The organism is Nitrosomonas sp. (assembly GCA_016703745.1).
Lineage (GTDB): Bacteria > Pseudomonadota > Gammaproteobacteria > Burkholderiales > Nitrosomonadaceae > Nitrosomonas.
The window spans coordinates 179,838-197,419 of sequence record JADJBK010000006.1; the positions used below are offsets into that span (position 1 = coordinate 179,838).

Annotated in this window: 14 protein-coding genes and 1 pseudogene; 13 read left to right on the top strand and 2 right to left on the bottom strand. The window is 49.5% G+C overall.

Annotation, left to right across the window (positions count from 1 at the left end; genetic code table 11):
- Positions 1-7: 7 nt before the first annotated feature.
- From IPG31_01945 to IPG31_02000, 12 genes are all read left to right on the top strand, one after another.
- Positions 8-1,648, top strand: a complete 1,641-nt coding sequence (locus IPG31_01945) for a TonB-dependent receptor (protein MBK6617159.1) — start codon at positions 8-10, stop codon at positions 1,646-1,648.
- 15 nt (positions 1,649-1,663) lie between these two features.
- Positions 1,664-2,452: an SDR family oxidoreductase gene (locus IPG31_01950; GenBank protein ID MBK6617160.1), complete on the top strand. Its 789-nt coding sequence runs from the start codon at positions 1,664-1,666 to the stop codon at positions 2,450-2,452.
- A gap of 12 nt (positions 2,453-2,464) precedes the next feature.
- The gene (locus IPG31_01955; GenBank protein MBK6617161.1) at positions 2,465-4,477 is read left to right on the top strand and encodes a TonB-dependent receptor; all 2,013 of its coding nucleotides are present in this window, start codon (positions 2,465-2,467) and stop codon (positions 4,475-4,477) included.
- On the top strand, positions 4,452-4,676 hold the full coding sequence (locus IPG31_01960) for a hypothetical protein (GenBank protein MBK6617162.1): 225 nt from the start codon (positions 4,452-4,454) through the stop codon (positions 4,674-4,676). Before IPG31_01955 ends, IPG31_01960 begins: the two co-directional genes overlap by 26 nt.
- Before the next feature lie 121 nt (positions 4,677-4,797).
- A complete protein-coding gene (locus IPG31_01965; protein ID MBK6617163.1) occupies positions 4,798-6,414 on the top strand; it encodes an SAM-dependent DNA methyltransferase in 1,617 nt (538 codons plus the stop codon).
- Positions 6,411-7,574, top strand: a complete 1,164-nt coding sequence (locus IPG31_01970) for a restriction endonuclease subunit S (GenBank protein ID MBK6617164.1) — start codon at positions 6,411-6,413, stop codon at positions 7,572-7,574. Before IPG31_01965 ends, IPG31_01970 begins: the two co-directional genes overlap by 4 nt.
- Positions 7,571-8,569 (top strand): virulence protein RhuM/Fic/DOC family protein, encoded by a 999-nt coding sequence (locus tag IPG31_01975; GenBank protein ID MBK6617165.1) that lies wholly within the window; start codon positions 7,571-7,573, stop codon positions 8,567-8,569. Before IPG31_01970 ends, IPG31_01975 begins: the two co-directional genes overlap by 4 nt.
- 46 nt (positions 8,570-8,615) lie before the next feature.
- A complete protein-coding gene (locus IPG31_01980; protein ID MBK6617166.1) occupies positions 8,616-9,251 on the top strand; it encodes a hypothetical protein in 636 nt (211 codons plus the stop codon).
- A gap of 120 nt (positions 9,252-9,371) precedes the next feature.
- The gene (locus tag IPG31_01985) at positions 9,372-9,578 is read left to right on the top strand and encodes a type II toxin-antitoxin system VapB family antitoxin (GenBank protein ID MBK6617167.1); all 207 of its coding nucleotides are present in this window, start codon (positions 9,372-9,374) and stop codon (positions 9,576-9,578) included.
- Positions 9,575-9,949 (top strand): type II toxin-antitoxin system VapC family toxin, encoded by a 375-nt coding sequence (locus IPG31_01990; protein ID MBK6617168.1) that lies wholly within the window; start codon positions 9,575-9,577, stop codon positions 9,947-9,949. The genes IPG31_01985 and IPG31_01990 overlap by 4 nt, the downstream gene beginning before the upstream one ends.
- On the top strand, positions 9,942-13,154 hold the full coding sequence (locus IPG31_01995; protein MBK6617169.1) for a type I restriction endonuclease subunit R: 3,213 nt from the start codon (positions 9,942-9,944) through the stop codon (positions 13,152-13,154). Before IPG31_01990 ends, IPG31_01995 begins: the two co-directional genes overlap by 8 nt.
- Before the next feature lie 413 nt (positions 13,155-13,567).
- Positions 13,568-13,729: a hypothetical protein gene (locus IPG31_02000; protein MBK6617170.1), complete on the top strand. Its 162-nt coding sequence runs from the start codon at positions 13,568-13,570 to the stop codon at positions 13,727-13,729.
- On the opposite strand, the gene IPG31_02005 is transcribed toward IPG31_02000, so the two are convergent.
- Positions 13,724-14,461, bottom strand: a complete 738-nt coding sequence (locus IPG31_02005) for an ATP-binding protein (protein MBK6617171.1) — start codon at positions 14,459-14,461, stop codon at positions 13,724-13,726. The genes IPG31_02000 and IPG31_02005 overlap by 6 nt on opposite strands.
- Positions 14,440-15,917 (bottom strand): annotated as a pseudogene (locus tag IPG31_02010) (IS21 family transposase). Before IPG31_02010 ends, IPG31_02005 begins: the two are co-directional and overlap by 22 nt.
- Before the next feature lie 368 nt (positions 15,918-16,285).
- On the opposite strand from IPG31_02010, the gene IPG31_02015 reads away from it, so the two are divergent.
- The gene (locus IPG31_02015) at positions 16,286-17,545 is read left to right on the top strand and encodes a PepSY domain-containing protein (protein ID MBK6617172.1); all 1,260 of its coding nucleotides are present in this window, start codon (positions 16,286-16,288) and stop codon (positions 17,543-17,545) included.
- The last annotated feature ends 37 nt before the right edge of the window (positions 17,546-17,582 follow it).

A 17,582-nucleotide genomic window follows, 5' to 3' on the forward strand; every position in this document is an offset into this window, starting at 1 on the left:
AATCAGCATGGGTTATCGTTTTGAGACCAGTGGTGGGTTCCGCGATATCTGGGGATTCAGTGATCCGGCACGTAACCAGACAGGCGCAGCAGGCACACCTGTCTCGGGCGCAATTCCCACTCGGACATCACGCGGCACGTCTACTTTTCAAGTGGGAGACAATGGCAAGGCGCCATGGGAATATCATGTTGGTCAGTTCAAGGCCCATTATGATTTCAGTTCCGCGACGCGGCTGTCAGGTGGTGCTCGCTACTTGTTCTCGGATGTGGGGACACAAGGCCCAACCAGTTTTTTGCGGGATTCGGCTGGCAATGTCGTCACCAGCGGCATTGTCAATGTTAATGGCACGATACTCAATCCGATAACCCCGAATTTGTTTTTGAATGCAAAATCCCATGAAGATGATCTGCGCACTTTTCTCGATTTCGAGCATGATCTGTCTCAACATTCCCGTTTCTCGCTGAGTTTTGGTCATCTGCTGCGCAATTTCTGGTTTACTTCTGTGGGCCCACAATCGCGTTTCGATGGAGGGCCTGGCAGTTCAGTGCATGCACCGCAAGAGCTGATCAATGGTCAGGGGCTGTTTACCTTTCGGCTTTGGGACAAGCATTTTTTTACCACCGGATTCCAGGTCGAGCATGGCACACTCAAGCGGCGCGACTATTCGCTGGCCAACTGGCGTGATCTGCATTCGCGCACGGGTCTCAATCTGAAAGCCGACGCGGAAACGACGACCACATCATTTTTTGCTCAGGATGAGATATTCCTGACGGATCGTCTTACGGCGTACCTTGGCACCCGATTGGACTGGTGGACGGCGGAAGGTAACAGCACCGATTTTGCTAACGGTGTCGTCAAGCCAACCGCCAGGCAATCAGTGGTAGAAGTCAGCCCCAAATTGTCGCTTGTTTACCAGGCACCGTGGGAGGGTGGTGTATTTCGTGGTTCCGCCGGCCGCGCATTTCGTCCGCCTACCTTGCAAGACCTGTTTGTGGATTCACGACGCGGAATCAACCTCAATCTTTCCAACCCCAACCTGAAACCGGAGACGGCACTTTCATGGGAAGTTGGTTGGGATCAAACGCTGGCCGCAAGCGGCACACAATTCAAAACGACATTCTTTGAAAACCGTTTATTCGACGTCATCACTTCGCGAATTCTGGCCTTTACTACGACTGCACGCGAATCAATCCGCGTGAACTCGGCATCTGGCATTACACGTGGCGTTGAGTTGTCCTTGAATCAGCGTATCACTGACTGGTTGCGTCTGCATTCGAATTACACCTGGACCCCTGTGGCCAAGACACTCAAGGATGTCAACAACCCGGCAACGGAAGGCAAACGTCTGCCTAACAGCCCGAAACACCTGTTTACCGCTGGGATAGAGGCCAATTGGCATCAATGGGCAGGCAGCCTGACCGGGCGCCACGTCGGCAAGTCGTTCGACACGGCCGAAAACCTGGATGTGATCCACGATGTCTATGGTGGTTTTCAGTCGTTCTGGCTGCTGGATACCAAAATCATCTATGCACCTACCAGGATGACCGAATTCAGCTTTTCTGCTAACAATCTGCTGAATGAACAATACTTTCAGTTCTCGCCCAACCCTGGCCGCAACTATGTAGCACAAGTTGTTTTGAAATTCTGATCGCAGGAGAAAATAATGAAAATAGCTATCAACATGACTTGGATCCGTTGCGCGGCAGTGTTCGGTATTCTTGTGCTGTCACCACTGACCGTGTATTCGGAATCCACTCAGCTGGTTGCGGTCGCCGGCGCGACCGGCCGTACCGGGGTTTTGGTCACCAGGCTGCTTGAACAGGACGAACGTTATCATGTGCGCGCGCTGGTGCGCGACAGTCACAAGGCCAAGGAATTGCTGGGTAAAGATACTGAGACCAGGGTGGTGGACGTCAAGCGCACCGATACGCTGAAACCGGCGCTGCAGAATATCAGTGGATTGATCATCGCGATTGGTTCTGGCGGTGACTGGTTTGGACCGAATGGTCCGGAATATGTGGATTATGGTGGGGTCAGAAATCTGGTTGAAGCAGCCAAAGAAGCTGGCGTGGCGCATATTGTCCTGATTTCCTCGATGGGCGTCACCCAGATCGATCACATGCTGAACCAGCGCTTCAACGACATTCTTTTATGGAAGCTTCTTGGAGAAAATGTGCTGCGCCGCAGTGGTCTTGCCTACACCATCATACGTCCGGGCGGGTTGAAGGATGAGCCGGGCGGTAGCAATGGCATTCGCTTTGGCCAGGGCGACAACCTTGGCCGCGGCACCATCAATCGCGCCGATGTTGCGCTGACCGCAGTTCAGGCTTTATTCAACCCTGCTACCTATCGCAAGACTTTTGAGATCCTCAATGGAAATGACAAGCAACAGCCGGCTTGGATGCAGGTATTTGCCACGCTGGAGGCAGATCCGGAACCGCTGGCAAAATAAAGAGAAAATACCGTGCAAAATCAAAAAAATCTTTGTTTGTTGTGGCTGGGCGGCTGCGTATCTTCACTGACACTGGCGCAGGACACCTCCGAAAATTTGCCGATTGCAGTTGTACAGAATATGACGCGTTTGCAGGAAATTACTGTTTCGTCCGTCACGCCTGGCATCGAACAGAACATTCAAGATGTCCAGGCCAGCATTGAAGTGATCGACCGGGAACGAATCAATGCGCTATCGCTGCGATCGGTTCCGCAATTGTTGCAATATGCTGTCGGTGTCGACATGCGTGATCGTGGTTCCACCTCTGGTTTTACCGTGCGAGGATCGGCCGAAGGCCAGACGTTGTTACTGGTCGATGGGCTGCGTCGCACCGGAAAATTCGGGAATTCCGATCTGATTGGACTATCTGTGGAGAACATAGAACGCATCGAAATTATACGTGGCCCCATGTCGGCTCTTTACGGCGCTGATTCCATTGGAGGTGTAGTCAATATCATTACTCGCAAGCCAGGTAAAAATTCTGGTGGCGGCGCTTATTTGATGGGTGGCGCCACGGGACAAGGGGAGCGTGGCAGCATAATCGGACGTATGTTTCTCGAAAGCGGAGAATTTTACGGTACCCGCCATCGGGTTTCATTTGAAGCGCGTGAGCGCGACCGTTTTCGCTTCAATCGCCAGGCATCGCATACTGATCTGAACGATTTGTCACAGAAATTTCTGGCTTATAACGGGGACTGGCAGATCCAGAACGGCAAACGGTTGTCATGGGCCATGGAGCATACCAATCAGGATGACGAAAATATACGTTTTGGCGGTACGCGCGGATTCGAAAAAGAGGATCGATCGCAGGGACGCCTGCACTATAACGATGCCAATGAAACCCGTGTGATTGACCTTTCACTCGGCTACGGTGTGTCTGATACTGCGGTTGTCCGGTCTGGCAGTAATGTGCCGGAAACCACCAATTTCCAGCGGATGGAAGGTAATGCTTTTGTAACTTTTTTTCCTTTGAAAAACCTGACCTGGACGATGGGAGCGGGAGGGCGTGACGAATCCGTTAATGTAAATGTTTTTACCGGTGGCAGGCAAACCCGTACGGTTTATCATGGGATGACCCAGGCGGAATACAACCTGAGTGGCGCCTGGGGACGTTTTTCCCTGCTTGGCGGGTTACGTTATGATAGTTTTAGCGATTTTGGTGGCAGTTTGAATCCGCGCGTCAGCGGAACGTATGGATACGACGCGTTTAGTCTGCGAGCCAGTTATGGCCAGGGATTCACTGCGCCAAGCTTTACCAGTCAGTTCATAACGATTGAGCGTACTGCGAGCCGCCCTGGCTTCATTTCCACTTCGCTTATTTTTGGTAATCCTCAGCTAAAAGCTGAAAATGGAGAAACCTTTGAAATTTCTGGAGCCTACCGGTTTAAGCGTGGTCAGCTGGACGTCACTTATCATCGTACCAACTATAAGGATTTGATTCTGTCGCAATCGGTTGGGCAGATATTTCGCAACGGAATTCCGGTGTGTACCGCCGGACGGACGCAGACACCCGGTGAATTGCCCCGAACGTTGAGTTGCTTTGACACCCTCAATGTAGGTAAGGCGCTGATCGATGGAGTAGAAGTGGTGCTTAATTATCAGGTATTTGACTGGTGGCGCTTGTTTACCAGCTATGAATATCTTAAAACCAGGGACAAGGCAACCGGACTGCGCTTGAGTAACCGGGCTGCGGATCATACGGTGCGGGTGCAAAGCCTGTTTAACTATCAGGACAAACTTTTATTTAACATTAACATGATTTCACAGTGGGATCTCTTTGGCCAGAACGCTGTGCGACAGAACGTGTTTGTTGATCATTTCAATATGGATATCAAACTGGATTATTTCCTGACCAGCCAACTGAATGTTTTTGCGGGAATCGACAACCTGACCAATCGCAAACCTGCAGACGGTTTCTCAGGAATTTCCCGGGCTTTGGATCCGGGGGCACGTTTTTTCTATGGCGGCATGGCTGTTCGTTTCTGAAAGTGAATTGATTCCCTGGGGAATCGTTACCAACAAACTATCACGATTTACTTTACCTCTGCTGCAGACGCTCGAATTAAAACAATACGCTGCTGTCATCATCCGTGGTGACGCTTATCCTTTGATCTTGAATCTTGATATTGAATATCGCCGCACATGGACGATTATGGCTGACAAGTTACAATTCTTTTACGTTTGACGCTGGATATACTTTCGATATTTTAGTGATTGTTTTTAAGCTATTGTCTTATTTTATAGTTACAATCCAATCGAAACGTCTTGCTATTTATCCCAATGCCAAAAGGAAAGAATAAATAACCATGGCCAAAACAAAAGAAGCCAAAGAAGAGCCATTGGAAAAGCAACTGTGGAAAGCAGCTGATAAGTTACGCAAGAATATCGACGCCGCCGAATACAAGCACGTAGTACTGGGACTGATCTTCCTGAAATACATCTCCGATGCTTTTGAGGAACACTACGCCCAACTCAAGGCCGGTGAAGGTGATTTTGCTGGAGCCGACCCGGAAGATAAGGATGAATACAAGGCAGAGAACGTGTTCTTCGTGCCTGCTGAATCGCGCTGGTCGCATTTGGTGGCGCAAGCCAAGCAACCTGATATTGGAACCCATGTGGATGCCGCTATGGATGCCATTGAGAAAGAAAACCCATCGCTCAAAGGTGTGCTGCCTAAAGTCTATGCACGACAGAACCTTGACCCTACCTCACTGGGCGAATTGATTGATCTGATCGGTAACATTGCACTTGGCGATGCCAAAGCCCGCAGTGCCGATGTACTGGGGCATGTGTTTGAATACTTCCTCGGTGAATTCGCGCTGGCGGAAGGCAAGCAAGGCGGCCAGTTTTATACCCCGCGCAGCATTGTCGAATTGCTGGTGAATATGCTGGAACCCTACAAAGGCCGCGTGTTTGATCCCTGTTGTGGTTCTGGCGGCATGTTTGTGCAATCAGAAAAGTTTGTCGAGGAACACCAAGGCCGTATTAACGATATTTCCATCTATGGCCAGGAAAGCAACCAGACCACCTGGCGCCTGGCCAAAATGAACCTGGCCATTCGCGGCATCGACAGCTCGCAAGTGAAATGGAATACCGAAGGCTCGTTCCTGAACGATGCGCACAAAGACCTGAAAGCCGATTTCATCATCGCCAATCCACCGTTCAATGTCAGTGATTGGAGCGGTGAACAATTGCGTGGTGATGCGCGCTGGCAATATGGCGCACCACCATCGGGTAATGCTAACTTTGCGTGGTTGCAGCATTTTATTTATCACCTGTCGCCCACCGGTATTGCCGGGGTGGTATTGGCCAAAGGCGCACTGACTTCCAAAACCTCCGGCGAAGGCGACATCCGCAAAGCCCTGATTGCAGAAGGCAACCTGATCGACTGCATCGTCAACCTGCCCGCCAAATTGTTCTTGAATACGCAAATTCCGACGGGATTGTGGTTCATGAATCGCGCACGCAACAACGGGCATCCGCGCAAAAACGAGATTCTGTTCATCGACGCGCGCAACCTCGGCCATTTGATCAATCGCCGCACGCGCGAATTGTCGCATGACGACATCCACAAAATTGCCAGCACCTATCACGCCTGGCGCACCAACGATCCACCCCCATCCGTAGGGGCGCATGGCATGCGCCCTGATGATGTGGCGGATGAAACGGGAGCAACGAGGGCGGATGCAATCCGCCCCTACGAGGATGTGCGGGGGTTTTGCGCGTCGATACCCATTTCGCGTGTGGCTGAACTGGACTATGTGCTGACGCCGGGGCGTTATGTGGGGCTGCCGGATGAAGAAGATGATTTTAATTTCCCCGAGCGTTTTACCGCGTTGAAGGCGGAATTCGAGGCGCAGTTGCAGGAAGAGTCGGTGTTGAACAAGGCCATTGCTGAGAGTTTGGCTCGGGTGAAGCTGTGAGTGAGTGGCGAGAATGCCAATTGGGTGAAATTGCAGAAATCCAAACCGGTCCGTTTGGAAGCCAGCTTAAAAACGAACAATATATAACTGGCGGCACACCGGTAGTAACAGTTGAACACATTAGTAATTTCAGGATAAATAACTTTAGCTATCCAAGTGTTACGGATGAAGATAAAAATAGGCTCTCGAAATATTTATTAAATGAAGGCGACATTATATTTACGCGTGTTGGTTCCGTAGATTTAAGTGCATTTGTCAAACCACATCAGCAAGGGTGGATGTTTTCCTCGAGAATGTTACGTGTAAGACCTGATGAGAAAGTAGATGCGCGATTCCTAAGCTATTTCTTTCAGCAGAAACCATTTAGAGACTATGTATTAAGTATTGCCGTGGGTGCAACCATGCCATCTATCAATACGGAAATATTGAAAAGTCTTCCCGTCTCATATCCTGAGCTATCAGAACAAAAAGCCATCGCCTCTGTCCTCAGCAGCCTTGACGACAAAATCGACCTGCTGCACCGCCAGAATAAAACCCTCGAAGCCATGGCTGAAACGCTGTTTAGGCAGTGGTTTGTGGAGGAGGTTGGGGAGGACTGGGAAGTCGGAAAGTTGGGTGATGAACTTGATTTCACCATGGGGCAATCTCCATTGGGTATTTCTTTCAATGAAGATGGTATTGGTGTGCCAATGTTTCAGGGTAATGCTGATTTTGAGTTTCGATTTCCAAAAGAGCGTGTCTATACAACGGAACCGACAAGATTTGCACAAAGATTTGATACTTTAATCAGTGTGCGTGTGCCAGTTGGTGCCCAAAATATGGCTCGTAAGGAATGCTGCATTGGGCGTGGCGTTGCTGCATTCCGCTATAAAAATAACAACAACTACTATACCTATACTTATTTCAAATTGCGTTCTCTCATGGAAGAGATAAAGAAGTTCAATGATGAGGGAACTGTTTTTGGTTCGATTAGTAAATCAGATTTTGATGCACTTGAGACAATTATTCCTTCATCTGAGCTAATTGTGGAGTTTGAGAAAGAAGCAAAGCCGATAAATGACAAAGTCATAGAGAATTGTGCTCAAATCCATACCCTCGAAACCCTCCGTGACACCCTGCTCCCCAAACTAATGAGCGGCGAAGTACGCGTAACCGTATGAATACGCGAGACCAGATTACTATTTATCAATCCGCCGATGGCCGCGTGCAGCTTGAGGTTACTCTGGATCAAGACACGGTTTGGCTGACTCAGCGCCAACTGTCGGCTTTGTTTGATAAGGATGTGCGCACCATCAATGAACACATCCACAATGTTTTGGCTGAGCAAGAGCTTGCCGCTGAGGCAACTATCCGGAAATTCCGGATAGTTCAACAGGAAGGCGAACGCAAGGTAAACCGCGAGATTGAACATTACAATCTGGATATGATCATTTCCGTCGGTTATCGCGTCAATTCCAAAAAAGGCACGCAATTCCGTATCTGGGCCAGCAACATTCTCAAGCACTACCTGGTGCAAGGGTATGCGTTGAATGAACAAAAACTCCAGACGCAACAGCAAAAACTCGCGGATTTAAAACAAGCGATTGCCTTGTCTTCACGCTTGTTCCAGCAGAAAGACTTAACCGCTTCCGAATCGCAAGGTATCTTGTCGATCCTGGAGAAATACAGCCACGCATTGACGGTGCTGGACGATTACGATCATCAGCGTTTACAGGTGACTGGCATCCAGCAAGCCGGACAATGCAGAATTTCGTATGATGAAGCGATCCAGCAAATTCAGCTTTGGCGCGCGTGGGAAAAGTTAGGTGGACTGTTTGGCAACGAGAAAGATGATTCCTTCAAAAGTTCGCTGCAAACCATTTACCAGACGTTCGGCGGCAAGGAGCTTTACCCCAGTATTGAAGAGAAAGCGGCCAATTTGTTGTATTTTATCGTCAAGAATCATTCCTTTTCCGATGGCAACAAACGTATTGCCGCCGCGCTGTTTGTCTGGTTTCTGGCGCGGCATGATTATCTCCTTAATACAGACGGAGAAAAGCGCATCGCCGATAATGCCCTGGTTGCTTTTACGTTGCTGATTGCCGAAAGCAAACCCGAGGAAAAAGACACGATGGTGAAAGTCATCATCAATTTGATCAATGGCAATAATCCGTAGGGGAAAATGATTATTCTCCCCTACCTCCTACAATCATTCGAATACAATGACCTACAATCCAACCATCCATCGCCGCAAATCGATTCGATTGCAAGGATATGATTATTCACAGGCCGGATTGTATTTCATTACCATCTGCACGCATAATCGGGTGCCATTGTTTGGAAACATTGTTGATGGTGAGATGCAATTCAATGAATCGGGGATTGTCGCAGATGAAGAATGGCGCAAAACAGAACGTATCCGTTCCCATGTCGTATTGCACGAATTTGTCATCATGCCCAATCACATCCACGGTATCATCCAACTCGTAGGGGCGGATTGCATCCGCCCCAATTGCACGCGGCCCCATGGCATGCACCCTGAATGCGCGGACTCGGATGAACAACCAGGGCGCGTGCAACGCGCCCCTACGGTACCACCCACATCAACGGTGCAACGCGCCCCTGCGGTACTACCCACATCAACGGTGCAACGCGCCTCTACGGTGGGGGATGTTGTGCGGGGGGTTAAATCGTCGGTGACCAAACGGCTTAATGCAATATCGGGTACATCCGGCCAACGTTTCTGGCAGCGCAATTATTACGAGCACATTATCCGCGACGAGGATGCTTACCTGAAAATTGCGGAATATATTCAAACTAATCCCCGGTGCTGGGATACGGACACTTATTATGTCTAAGCTCACGATATACGGCATCGAAGCAAGAATGGGCCATGCCGGGAAACACAGGCGCTTTTCTTCTACTTGCCTCCATGCATAATAAAGCGCATCATTCGATGACGTATCTGGAGGAAAGCCATGAGAACCACCATCGTATTAGATGACGAATTACTGAAAAAAGCACAGGCCTTGACCCATGTGCAGGAGAAGTCCGCACTGGTCAAAGAAGCATTAAAAGCCCTAATCGAGCGAGAAAGTGCCAAAAGGCTGGCCAATTTGGGCGGCTCTGAGCCGCAATTGAACGCTATCCCACGCCGGCAAACCAGCGAATCAATGCCTGAATGATTCTGGTCGATACCTCGGTCTGGATTAATCATCTGCGCAATAACGATCCGCATTTAGTCCGCCTGCTGACTGAAAATAATGTATTGGGTCATCCTTTTGTGCGTGGTGAACTGGCGTTGGGCAATTTGCACCAACGTAAAGAAATTCTGACCGCGCTGGATAATCTGCCCCAGGCTCCCGTTGCTTTTACCGATGAAGTAAATTATTTCATCGAAAAACATTCGCTGTTTGGTTTGGGTATTGGCTTAATCGATGCCCATTTATTAGCTTCAACGCAGTTATCCGGCAATACCCGGCTGTGGACGCAGGATAAGCGGCTCCTGGCAGCCGCTAACCGTCTTAATTTGGCGGCATCTGTTCAAAATGACTAAGCTCACCGAATCAGCGATTGAAGAGCTAGCCATCAAACTGTTTGAGCAGCTCGGTTATAGTCATATCCACGCCCCAGACATTGCTCCCGACGGTGACCATCCCGAACGCACCCGCTACGACGAAGTATTGCTCACCAGCCGGTTACAAAAAGCCCTCGAGCGCATCAACCCTGGTATGACGGTCACGGTATTACAAACCGCCCTGAAAGAAGTCGAACGCATCCATTCCCCGGAATTACTCAGCAACAACGAAACTTTTCACCGCTTGCTCACCGAAGGCGTAAAGGTCAGTTACCAGCAAGCTGGCAATGAGCGCGGTGATATCGTTTGGCTGATTGATTTTGAAAACCCCGGCAATAACGAATTTGTCGTGGCCAGTCAGTTTACCGTTATTGAAAACAACCAGAATAAACGCCCCGATCTGGTGGTGTTTGTGAATGGCATCCCGCTGGTCGTGATTGAACTCAAAAATGCCACCGATGAAAACACCACGATTAAATCCGCATTCAAGCAACTGGAAACCTACAAACAGAGCATTCCCAGTTTATTTACCTACAACGCCTTGCTGGTGATCTCGGATGGACTGGAAGCCAAAGCCGGTTCACTGTCAGCAGGTATCAGTCGCTTCATGACCTGGAAAACCGCCGACGGCAAGGTAGAAGCCTCCCATCTGGTCAGCCAGCTGGAAACCTTGATTAAAGGAATGCTGAACAAAAAAACCTTGCTCGATCTGGTGCGGCATTTTGTGGTGTTTGAGCAATCCAGGAAAGAAGATCCACAGACTGGCGTGATCAGCATCAGCACAGTCAAGAAGATTGCCGCCTATCATCAGTATTACGCAGTGAATGCAGCGGTGGCTTCAACCTTGCGTGCAGCAGACATTAGCCTTGATTCCAGAATCATGCAAAGCCCGGCCAGCTATGGTTTGCCCAATGTGGCGCAACAACCCCGAGGCGATAAAAAGGCCGGTGTCGTTTGGCACACCCAGGGCAGCGGTAAATCGCTGTCGATGGTGTTTTATACCGGCAAGGTCGTATTGGCATTGAATAACCCGACGATACTGGTGATTACTGACCGCAACGATCTGGATGATCAATTGTTCGATACTTTTGCAGCCTGTAAACAGTTGTTGCGACAGGAACCCAGGCAAGTCGAGAATCGTCAGCAATTAAAAGAATTGTTACGTGTGGCATCCGGTGGCGTGATCTTTACCACGATCCAGAAATTCCAGCCGGAAGAAGGCAATGTATATGAAGAGCTTTCTGACCGCCGCAACATTGTGGTGATCGCCGATGAAGCGCATCGTACGCAATATGGCTTTAGTGCTAAAACCATCGATGATAAAGATGCGCAGGGTGAAGTGATCGGCAAGAAAGTGGTGTACGGTTTTGCCAAGTACCTGCGCGATGCGCTACCCAATGCCACTTATCTGGGTTTTACCGGTACGCCGATTGAAAGCACGGATGTGAACACACCCGCCGTGTTTGGCAACTATGTGGATATTTACGATATTGCACAGGCTGTGGAGGATGGCGCCACGGTGCGCATCTACTATGAGAGCCGGTTGGCAAAAGTCGCGTTGAGTGAGGAAGGCAGGCAACTGATCAAGGAACTGGATGACGAACTGAATCAGGATGAGTTGACCGATTCGCAGAAAGCCAAATCCAAATGGACACAGATGGAAGCGCTGATTGGCAGTGAGCGCCGCATCCAGAACATTGCGCAGGATATCGTCAGTCATTTTGAAGCACGCCAGGAAGTCTTTGCCGGTAAGGGCATGATTGTGTGCATGTCGCGCCGTATTGCCGCTGATCTTTACGGTGAAATCGTCAAACTGCGACCGGCTTGGCATTCAGAGGATTTAAACAAGGGCGTGATCAAGGTGGTGATGACAGCGGCTTCCTCCGATGGTCCGGTCATGGCAAAACACCATACTACCAAGCAGCAACGTAAGCTACTGGCTGAACGTATGAAGGATGACAGCGATGCGCTGAAACTGGTGATCGTGCGTGACATGTGGCTGACCGGATTTGATGCACCGAGTATGCATACGCTGTATATCGACAAACCCATGAAAGGCCACAACCTGATGCAAGCCATTGCACGGGTCAACCGGGTATACCACGATAAACCCGGTGGGTTGGTGGTGGATTATCTTGGCATTGCTTCGGATTTGAAAGAAGCCTTATCGTTCTATTCTGATGCGGGTGGAAAAGGTGATCCGACTTTAATGCAGGAACAAGCCGTCGCGTTAATGCTAGAGAAACTAGAAGTCGTTTCCGCCATGTATCACGGCTTCGCCTATGAAGATTATTTTGCGGCAGATACTTCGAGGAAACTGGCGCTTATTCTGGCGGCTGAAGACCATATTCTCGGATTGGAAGATGGCAAGAAACGCTACATCAATGAAATAACTGCACTCTCTCAGGCTTTTGCCATTGCCATTCCGCATGAACAAGCCCTGGATGCGAAAGACGAAGTGGCATTCTTTCAGGCTGTCAAAGCACGCCTGTCCAAATTCGACAGCACAGGTGGTGGCAAAACCAATGAGGACATTGAAACCACCATCCGGCAGGTCATTGACCGGGCTTTGGTATCGGAGCAAGTGATTGATGTATTCGACGCAGCCGGTATCAAGAAACCCAATATTTCAATTCTTTCCGATGACTTCCTGGCGGAACTCAAAGACTACCAGCACAAGAATGTGGCTCTGGAAGTATTGAAGAAACTGATTAACGATGAACTGAAAGTGCGCGCCAAGACAAATTTGATGCAAAGCCTATCTTTGATGGAAATGCTGGAAAATGCCATCAAGAAATATCACAACAAGATTCTGACCGCTGCTGAAGTGATTGATGAGTTGATCAAAATCAGCAAGGAAATCGTGGCGTCCGATCAAGAGGCCGAGAAGCTTCATTTATCAACTTTTGAATATGCCTTTTACACTGCTGTGGCCAGCAACGACAGTGCACGGCAACTGATGCAAAATGACAAGTTACGTGAACTGGCAATCGTACTGACCCAGCGGGTCCGTCAAAATGCTTCGATAGATTGGACGATCAAGGAAAGTGTGAAAGCCAAGCTGAAAGTGATCGTAAAACGCACACTGCGGCAATTCGGTTATCCGCCCGATATGCAATTGATCGCGACTGAAATGGTATTGAAGCAGGCTGAAATGATTGCCAGCGAATTGGCTGCTGCCTGAAACCTAAAAGTACGATGCTCAGTGAGTGTCACCGTAATCACATGAAAAAAATAACTCACCAAATCGGATAAATCAGCCTGCAGCGGTGACGCGCAGCCCTAACCCAGGAGTCTTATTGTCTTAAGGAACCCCTGATTAATCCCCCGCAAGCAATATAATTCTGCATCAAACTTTTCCGAGAAGCCATTCATGAAACCTTACCAATTTGCGTCTGAAATTTGAAAACAAACCAGTAAATGGGCTTGTTTCCAGAGAGAAACGGCTGTTTTCATAAAAATCAGCATCACTATTTGAAATAGTGGCCAGTTTTTGAGTGACTGCCGTTCGGAACGTTTTTTTTCAGAGGTTCCTATAGTAAAGCTCAACCCCGGTAATGAGCAATCGCCGGAAACCGCCAGGAAAAAGTTGCTTAAATGATGTGTTTAGGCGAAAAGTATCTTGACACCTGCCGTTATCGCTGGCCATGGTTATCTTGGCAGCACAGCCATCCGGACACATGGGTATCTCGCGTCAATTATCTTGGCCGCTTTGACGACAATTATGATGGCCGGTTGAGTTTATTAGCTACTTCATGATTTTTTCTGGTTTTTCCTCCTATAACTTTCACTGTCGATTTCGATGATGGTTGCGTGATGGATGATCCGGTCGATGGCGGCAACAGTCATCATGGTGTCAGGGAAGATTTGATCCCACTGGCTAAAAGGCTGGTTTGAAGTAATGATGAGACTTCCGCTTTCATAGCGATGGGCAATGAAGTCAAACAATACCTGTGTTTCCGAATCGGTCTTTTTGACATAGCCGATATCATCAACGATCAGTACACGGTATTTATCCAGCCGCGTCATGGCGGACATCAAGTCCAGTTCTTTCCTGGCTTGCTGCAGGAGTTGAACCAGTGCGGTAGCTGATATCCATTTGACGCGAATGCCTTGTTCAATCAAATGCAACCCCAATGCTGCCGCCACATGTGATTTGCCGACACCGGATGGGCCGATCAGCAACACATTGTCTGCCTGGCTCGCCCAGTAGGTATTGTCGCGCAGCGTAATGATTTTTTTCTGAGCGGCTTGAGGCAGTTCGGTCAGCGCCAGAGTGGCAAAGCTTTTGCCGCGCGGCAGTCTGGCTTCATGCGTCCAGTTGCTGATTCTGCTTTGGAAGCGCTGGGCGACTTCCTGTTCGCACAGGGCGGCGAGATATTGGCTGTAGCTCCAGGCGTGTTCTGCGGCTTGATCCTGGAAGTGCCGGTAATGCTGGCCAAAGGCAGGGAGTCTGAGTTCCTTGAGCATCAGTGGGAGCGATTCAGACATGAGCTGCCTCCTTGTGTTGCCCAGTTTCCGCTGAGGAGTTGATCGTAGGTATCCGCAGTGTGTTGTTTAATTGGGATGTCCGGCTGCGGCGCATGCTGCCGCAGAAATCGCTTTTGCAGTGTTTGCAGTTCAGGTAGCGGATGTTGTTGCAACAATTCAGCGGCCAACTGGCTCTCGCAATCATAGTCGTAGGCAAAACGCAGCACCGATACCATCCATTTGCAAGCGAGTCCGGGATCAAATTGTTGTTGTACCCGCGCCCACAGCTGGTGATACTGTGGCGTTGGCAACAGATCATCCCGCAGCCGGGAAAAGCGAAAGGCTTGTGGCTTTGCCGCCAATGCATGAATCACATGACGGTAATCGATGCGCCGGGCGCGTCCTTCCGGCGTTTTCGGATACGCGCGCGGTAATGTAATGACCGGTGTTTGGCCGACAAAGCATTCCAGACGATCGTGATAGAGATGAACCCGGATGTTCTCGCCAATGAGTCTGGATGGCACACTGTAGAGCCCCCGTTTTACCGCTATGGTGCTACTGGTGGTCACTTTGACGGTCAGTTCACTGAAGTCCATGAAGCGGTAGCGTGGCAGTGGCTGGAGATGCGATTGCTCTTCCGCCAATCGCCCCCTGCAGCGCAGATTGAGCTTATCGACGATCCGTTCAAGAAAACGGCGGTAGGCAACCACACTGTCGAAATCCGCCGATCCCCGCAGTTTGATCGCCTGCTCAATCCGGTGTTTGAGCGAACCATGGGCATTTTCTACGGCGCCATTTTCATGACTGACGCCCAGGTTATTGACCGTAGGCTTCATGCCGTAGTGTTGACACAGCGCCGCATAAGATTGCGTGAGTTCTTGTTTTTGGCTCGCATTGACGTATGCGGCACTCAGGCTGTCGGTGCGATGTTCCCTGGGCACGCCGCCCAGTTTATGCAAGGCGGTCTGCAATCCATCGGCCAATGCACTATAACTTTCCCCGCCCCGGATGATATGAACCGCGCGCCAATGACTATAAGCCAGACAAAACTGATACAGCAGGTGATCAAATGGTTTGCCTGCAATCGTAATTGCCGTGCGCGGCCAGGTAAAATCGGACAACCCCTGGTGCCCGGCAGGTACCGACTGGCAAAACATGACCGCCTTACCGGGACCTTGCGTTGCCCGCCAGTGTTTTACACGGCGCTGCAAGCTTCTGAGCAATTTCTCCGGGTATTGGCCGGGATATCGATCATCCAGGTACTCCCAAAGCGTAGTCCCGGTCAGTTCAGGTTCCCCGTGCAGCAATGGAACCAATTCAGTCTCCCAAACCAGCTCAAAGGATCCTGGCGCGTGCGCCATTGCCGTTGCGACTTCTCCACCCGCACACCCTTCTCAATCCTGCGGCCACTGCGGATACTTACCCCCGCTTTCGCAGCCGCTGTCCCCTGACCATGCCCTATCTGACGATTCTTCATATAAATAGCTTCCTGTTGATGAGTGATATGTTTTCCAGGCAAGTTCTTTCTCCTTATATAGAAAAGAACTCATACTGATACTTTCACTCAACCGGTCAAGATAATTGTCGCCTGACCGGACAGGTTAATTGTCGTCTAATACATGGGGCAGATGGGATAATTAAACACCCCCAATCCTCTCTTGATTCTCCCAATAATTCCCATAAAAACATATAGGTGCGACAATTTGTCGCATTGACACATCTTTTTTTTCCCCTACAATTATCCTCAATCAGAAGCTCATTTACGATTTTAACCGGGTGCTGATTGAAGCGAAGTCATAAGAAAATTGAATAGCTTATTTCTTACTTGAAAGCGGAGGTTGGCATATGTCAACAATAGATCCTTTATCCTCGTCAAAAACAGCTGGGATGCTTCCGGTGCCAGGCGGAACCGGATCGTTATCCGGCAAATGGGTCGCAGCCATAAAAAAGACCACTCTGCGCACGGTGTTGCTGAAAATTCATTTGTACATCGCGCTATGGCTAGGTGTGTTGCTCGCGCTGGCTGGTGTAACGGGAAGTCTCCTGGTCTACAAGCACGCGATTGACAAATGGCTGAATGCAGACATGATGCAGGTTGAGGTTCAGGGAGAATACCAGTCGTTCCTCAGCGTGATCGAAGCAGCGAATCAGGTATCGCCAATCAAAGATCCGCCGCACCATCTCTATCTGCCACGGGAAAAAGATGATGTTTTGATGGTGCGTTACCAGATCAAACATCCGGATCCAGAGCACAAAGGCCATAACCATCATTTTTATGAGGTGATGGTGAACCCATATACCGGAGAAATACTGGGGCATCGCGACCGGGATGATGCACTGATGACCGTGATCCTTCAGCTTCACTACAAGCTGCTGGCGGGAGATACCGGAAAACTGGTTATGGGAATTACCGCCCTGTTGACCTTGTTTTTGACCGTAACCGGAATTTATCTGTGGTGGCCAAAATTCACCAAAATTCGGCAAGCATTTGTTATAAAACGCAATGCCAGCTCACACCGCTTCAACTTCGATCTGCATAAAACCACGGGTATTTATACTGCGGTCGTAATGTTTGCAGTCGCGCTATCCGGCGTATATTTTAATCTTCCCCAAGTGTTCAAACCAATGATCGGTTATTTCTCGCCCTTGACTGAGATACCCCGTGATCTCAAATCCCAGGTGATGGATAACACTGCACCGCTGACACCTGAGCAAGCGTTAGCAAAAATAACTACCCATTTTGCTGAAGAGATCACGCCGCAACGCCTGTTCCTGCCAGCAGATGTAAATGGTGTTTACATGGTGACAGCACGCCAGCCAACCGAGTTCACCTCAAACGGCAAGACGCTGGTCTGGGTAGACCAATATAGTGGTGACATTATTGAAGTGCGTGATCCACACAAGCTTGCCGCCGGTGATACTTTCATCAATCTGCAGCTTCCTTTGCACAACGGCGAAATTCTTGGTCAACCCGGGCAGATTCTTGTATTAATCGTAGGGTTTGCACCACTCATTATGTTAATTACCGGAGTGATTGTCTGGCTGAACAAACGCCGCGCCAAAAAATTTGAACGATTGAAGTTAGCTGTTTCCCGCCTGAACTAGTTTCACACCTGGTTTGACTGCATCTTCTTAACTTTTA

What these genes read in the sequence shown, in the direction of transcription:
- IPG31_02005 (MBK6617171.1), bottom strand. Translation starts at nt 14,461, where the DNA reads ATGTCTGAATCGCTCCCACTGATGCTCAAGGAACTCAGACTCCCTGCC.
- IPG31_01975 (MBK6617165.1), top strand. Translation starts at nt 7,571, where the DNA reads ATGAATACGCGAGACCAGATTACTATTTATCAATCCGCCGATGGCCGC.
- IPG31_01950 (MBK6617160.1), top strand. Translation starts at nt 1,664, where the DNA reads ATGAAAATAGCTATCAACATGACTTGGATCCGTTGCGCGGCAGTGTTC.
- IPG31_02015 (MBK6617172.1), top strand. Translation starts at nt 16,286, where the DNA reads ATGTCAACAATAGATCCTTTATCCTCGTCAAAAACAGCTGGGATGCTT.
- IPG31_01995 (MBK6617169.1), top strand. Translation starts at nt 9,942, where the DNA reads ATGACTAAGCTCACCGAATCAGCGATTGAAGAGCTAGCCATCAAACTG.
- IPG31_01980 (MBK6617166.1), top strand. Translation starts at nt 8,616, where the DNA reads ATGACCTACAATCCAACCATCCATCGCCGCAAATCGATTCGATTGCAA.
- IPG31_01960 (MBK6617162.1), top strand. Translation starts at nt 4,452, where the DNA reads ATGGCGGCATGGCTGTTCGTTTCTGAAAGTGAATTGATTCCCTGGGGA.
- IPG31_01985 (MBK6617167.1), top strand. Translation starts at nt 9,372, where the DNA reads ATGAGAACCACCATCGTATTAGATGACGAATTACTGAAAAAAGCACAG.
- IPG31_02000 (MBK6617170.1), top strand. Translation starts at nt 13,568, where the DNA reads ATGATGTGTTTAGGCGAAAAGTATCTTGACACCTGCCGTTATCGCTGG.
- IPG31_01990 (MBK6617168.1), top strand. Translation starts at nt 9,575, where the DNA reads ATGATTCTGGTCGATACCTCGGTCTGGATTAATCATCTGCGCAATAAC.
- IPG31_01945 (MBK6617159.1), top strand. Translation starts at nt 8, where the DNA reads ATGGGTTATCGTTTTGAGACCAGTGGTGGGTTCCGCGATATCTGGGGA.
- IPG31_01965 (MBK6617163.1), top strand. Translation starts at nt 4,798, where the DNA reads ATGGCCAAAACAAAAGAAGCCAAAGAAGAGCCATTGGAAAAGCAACTG.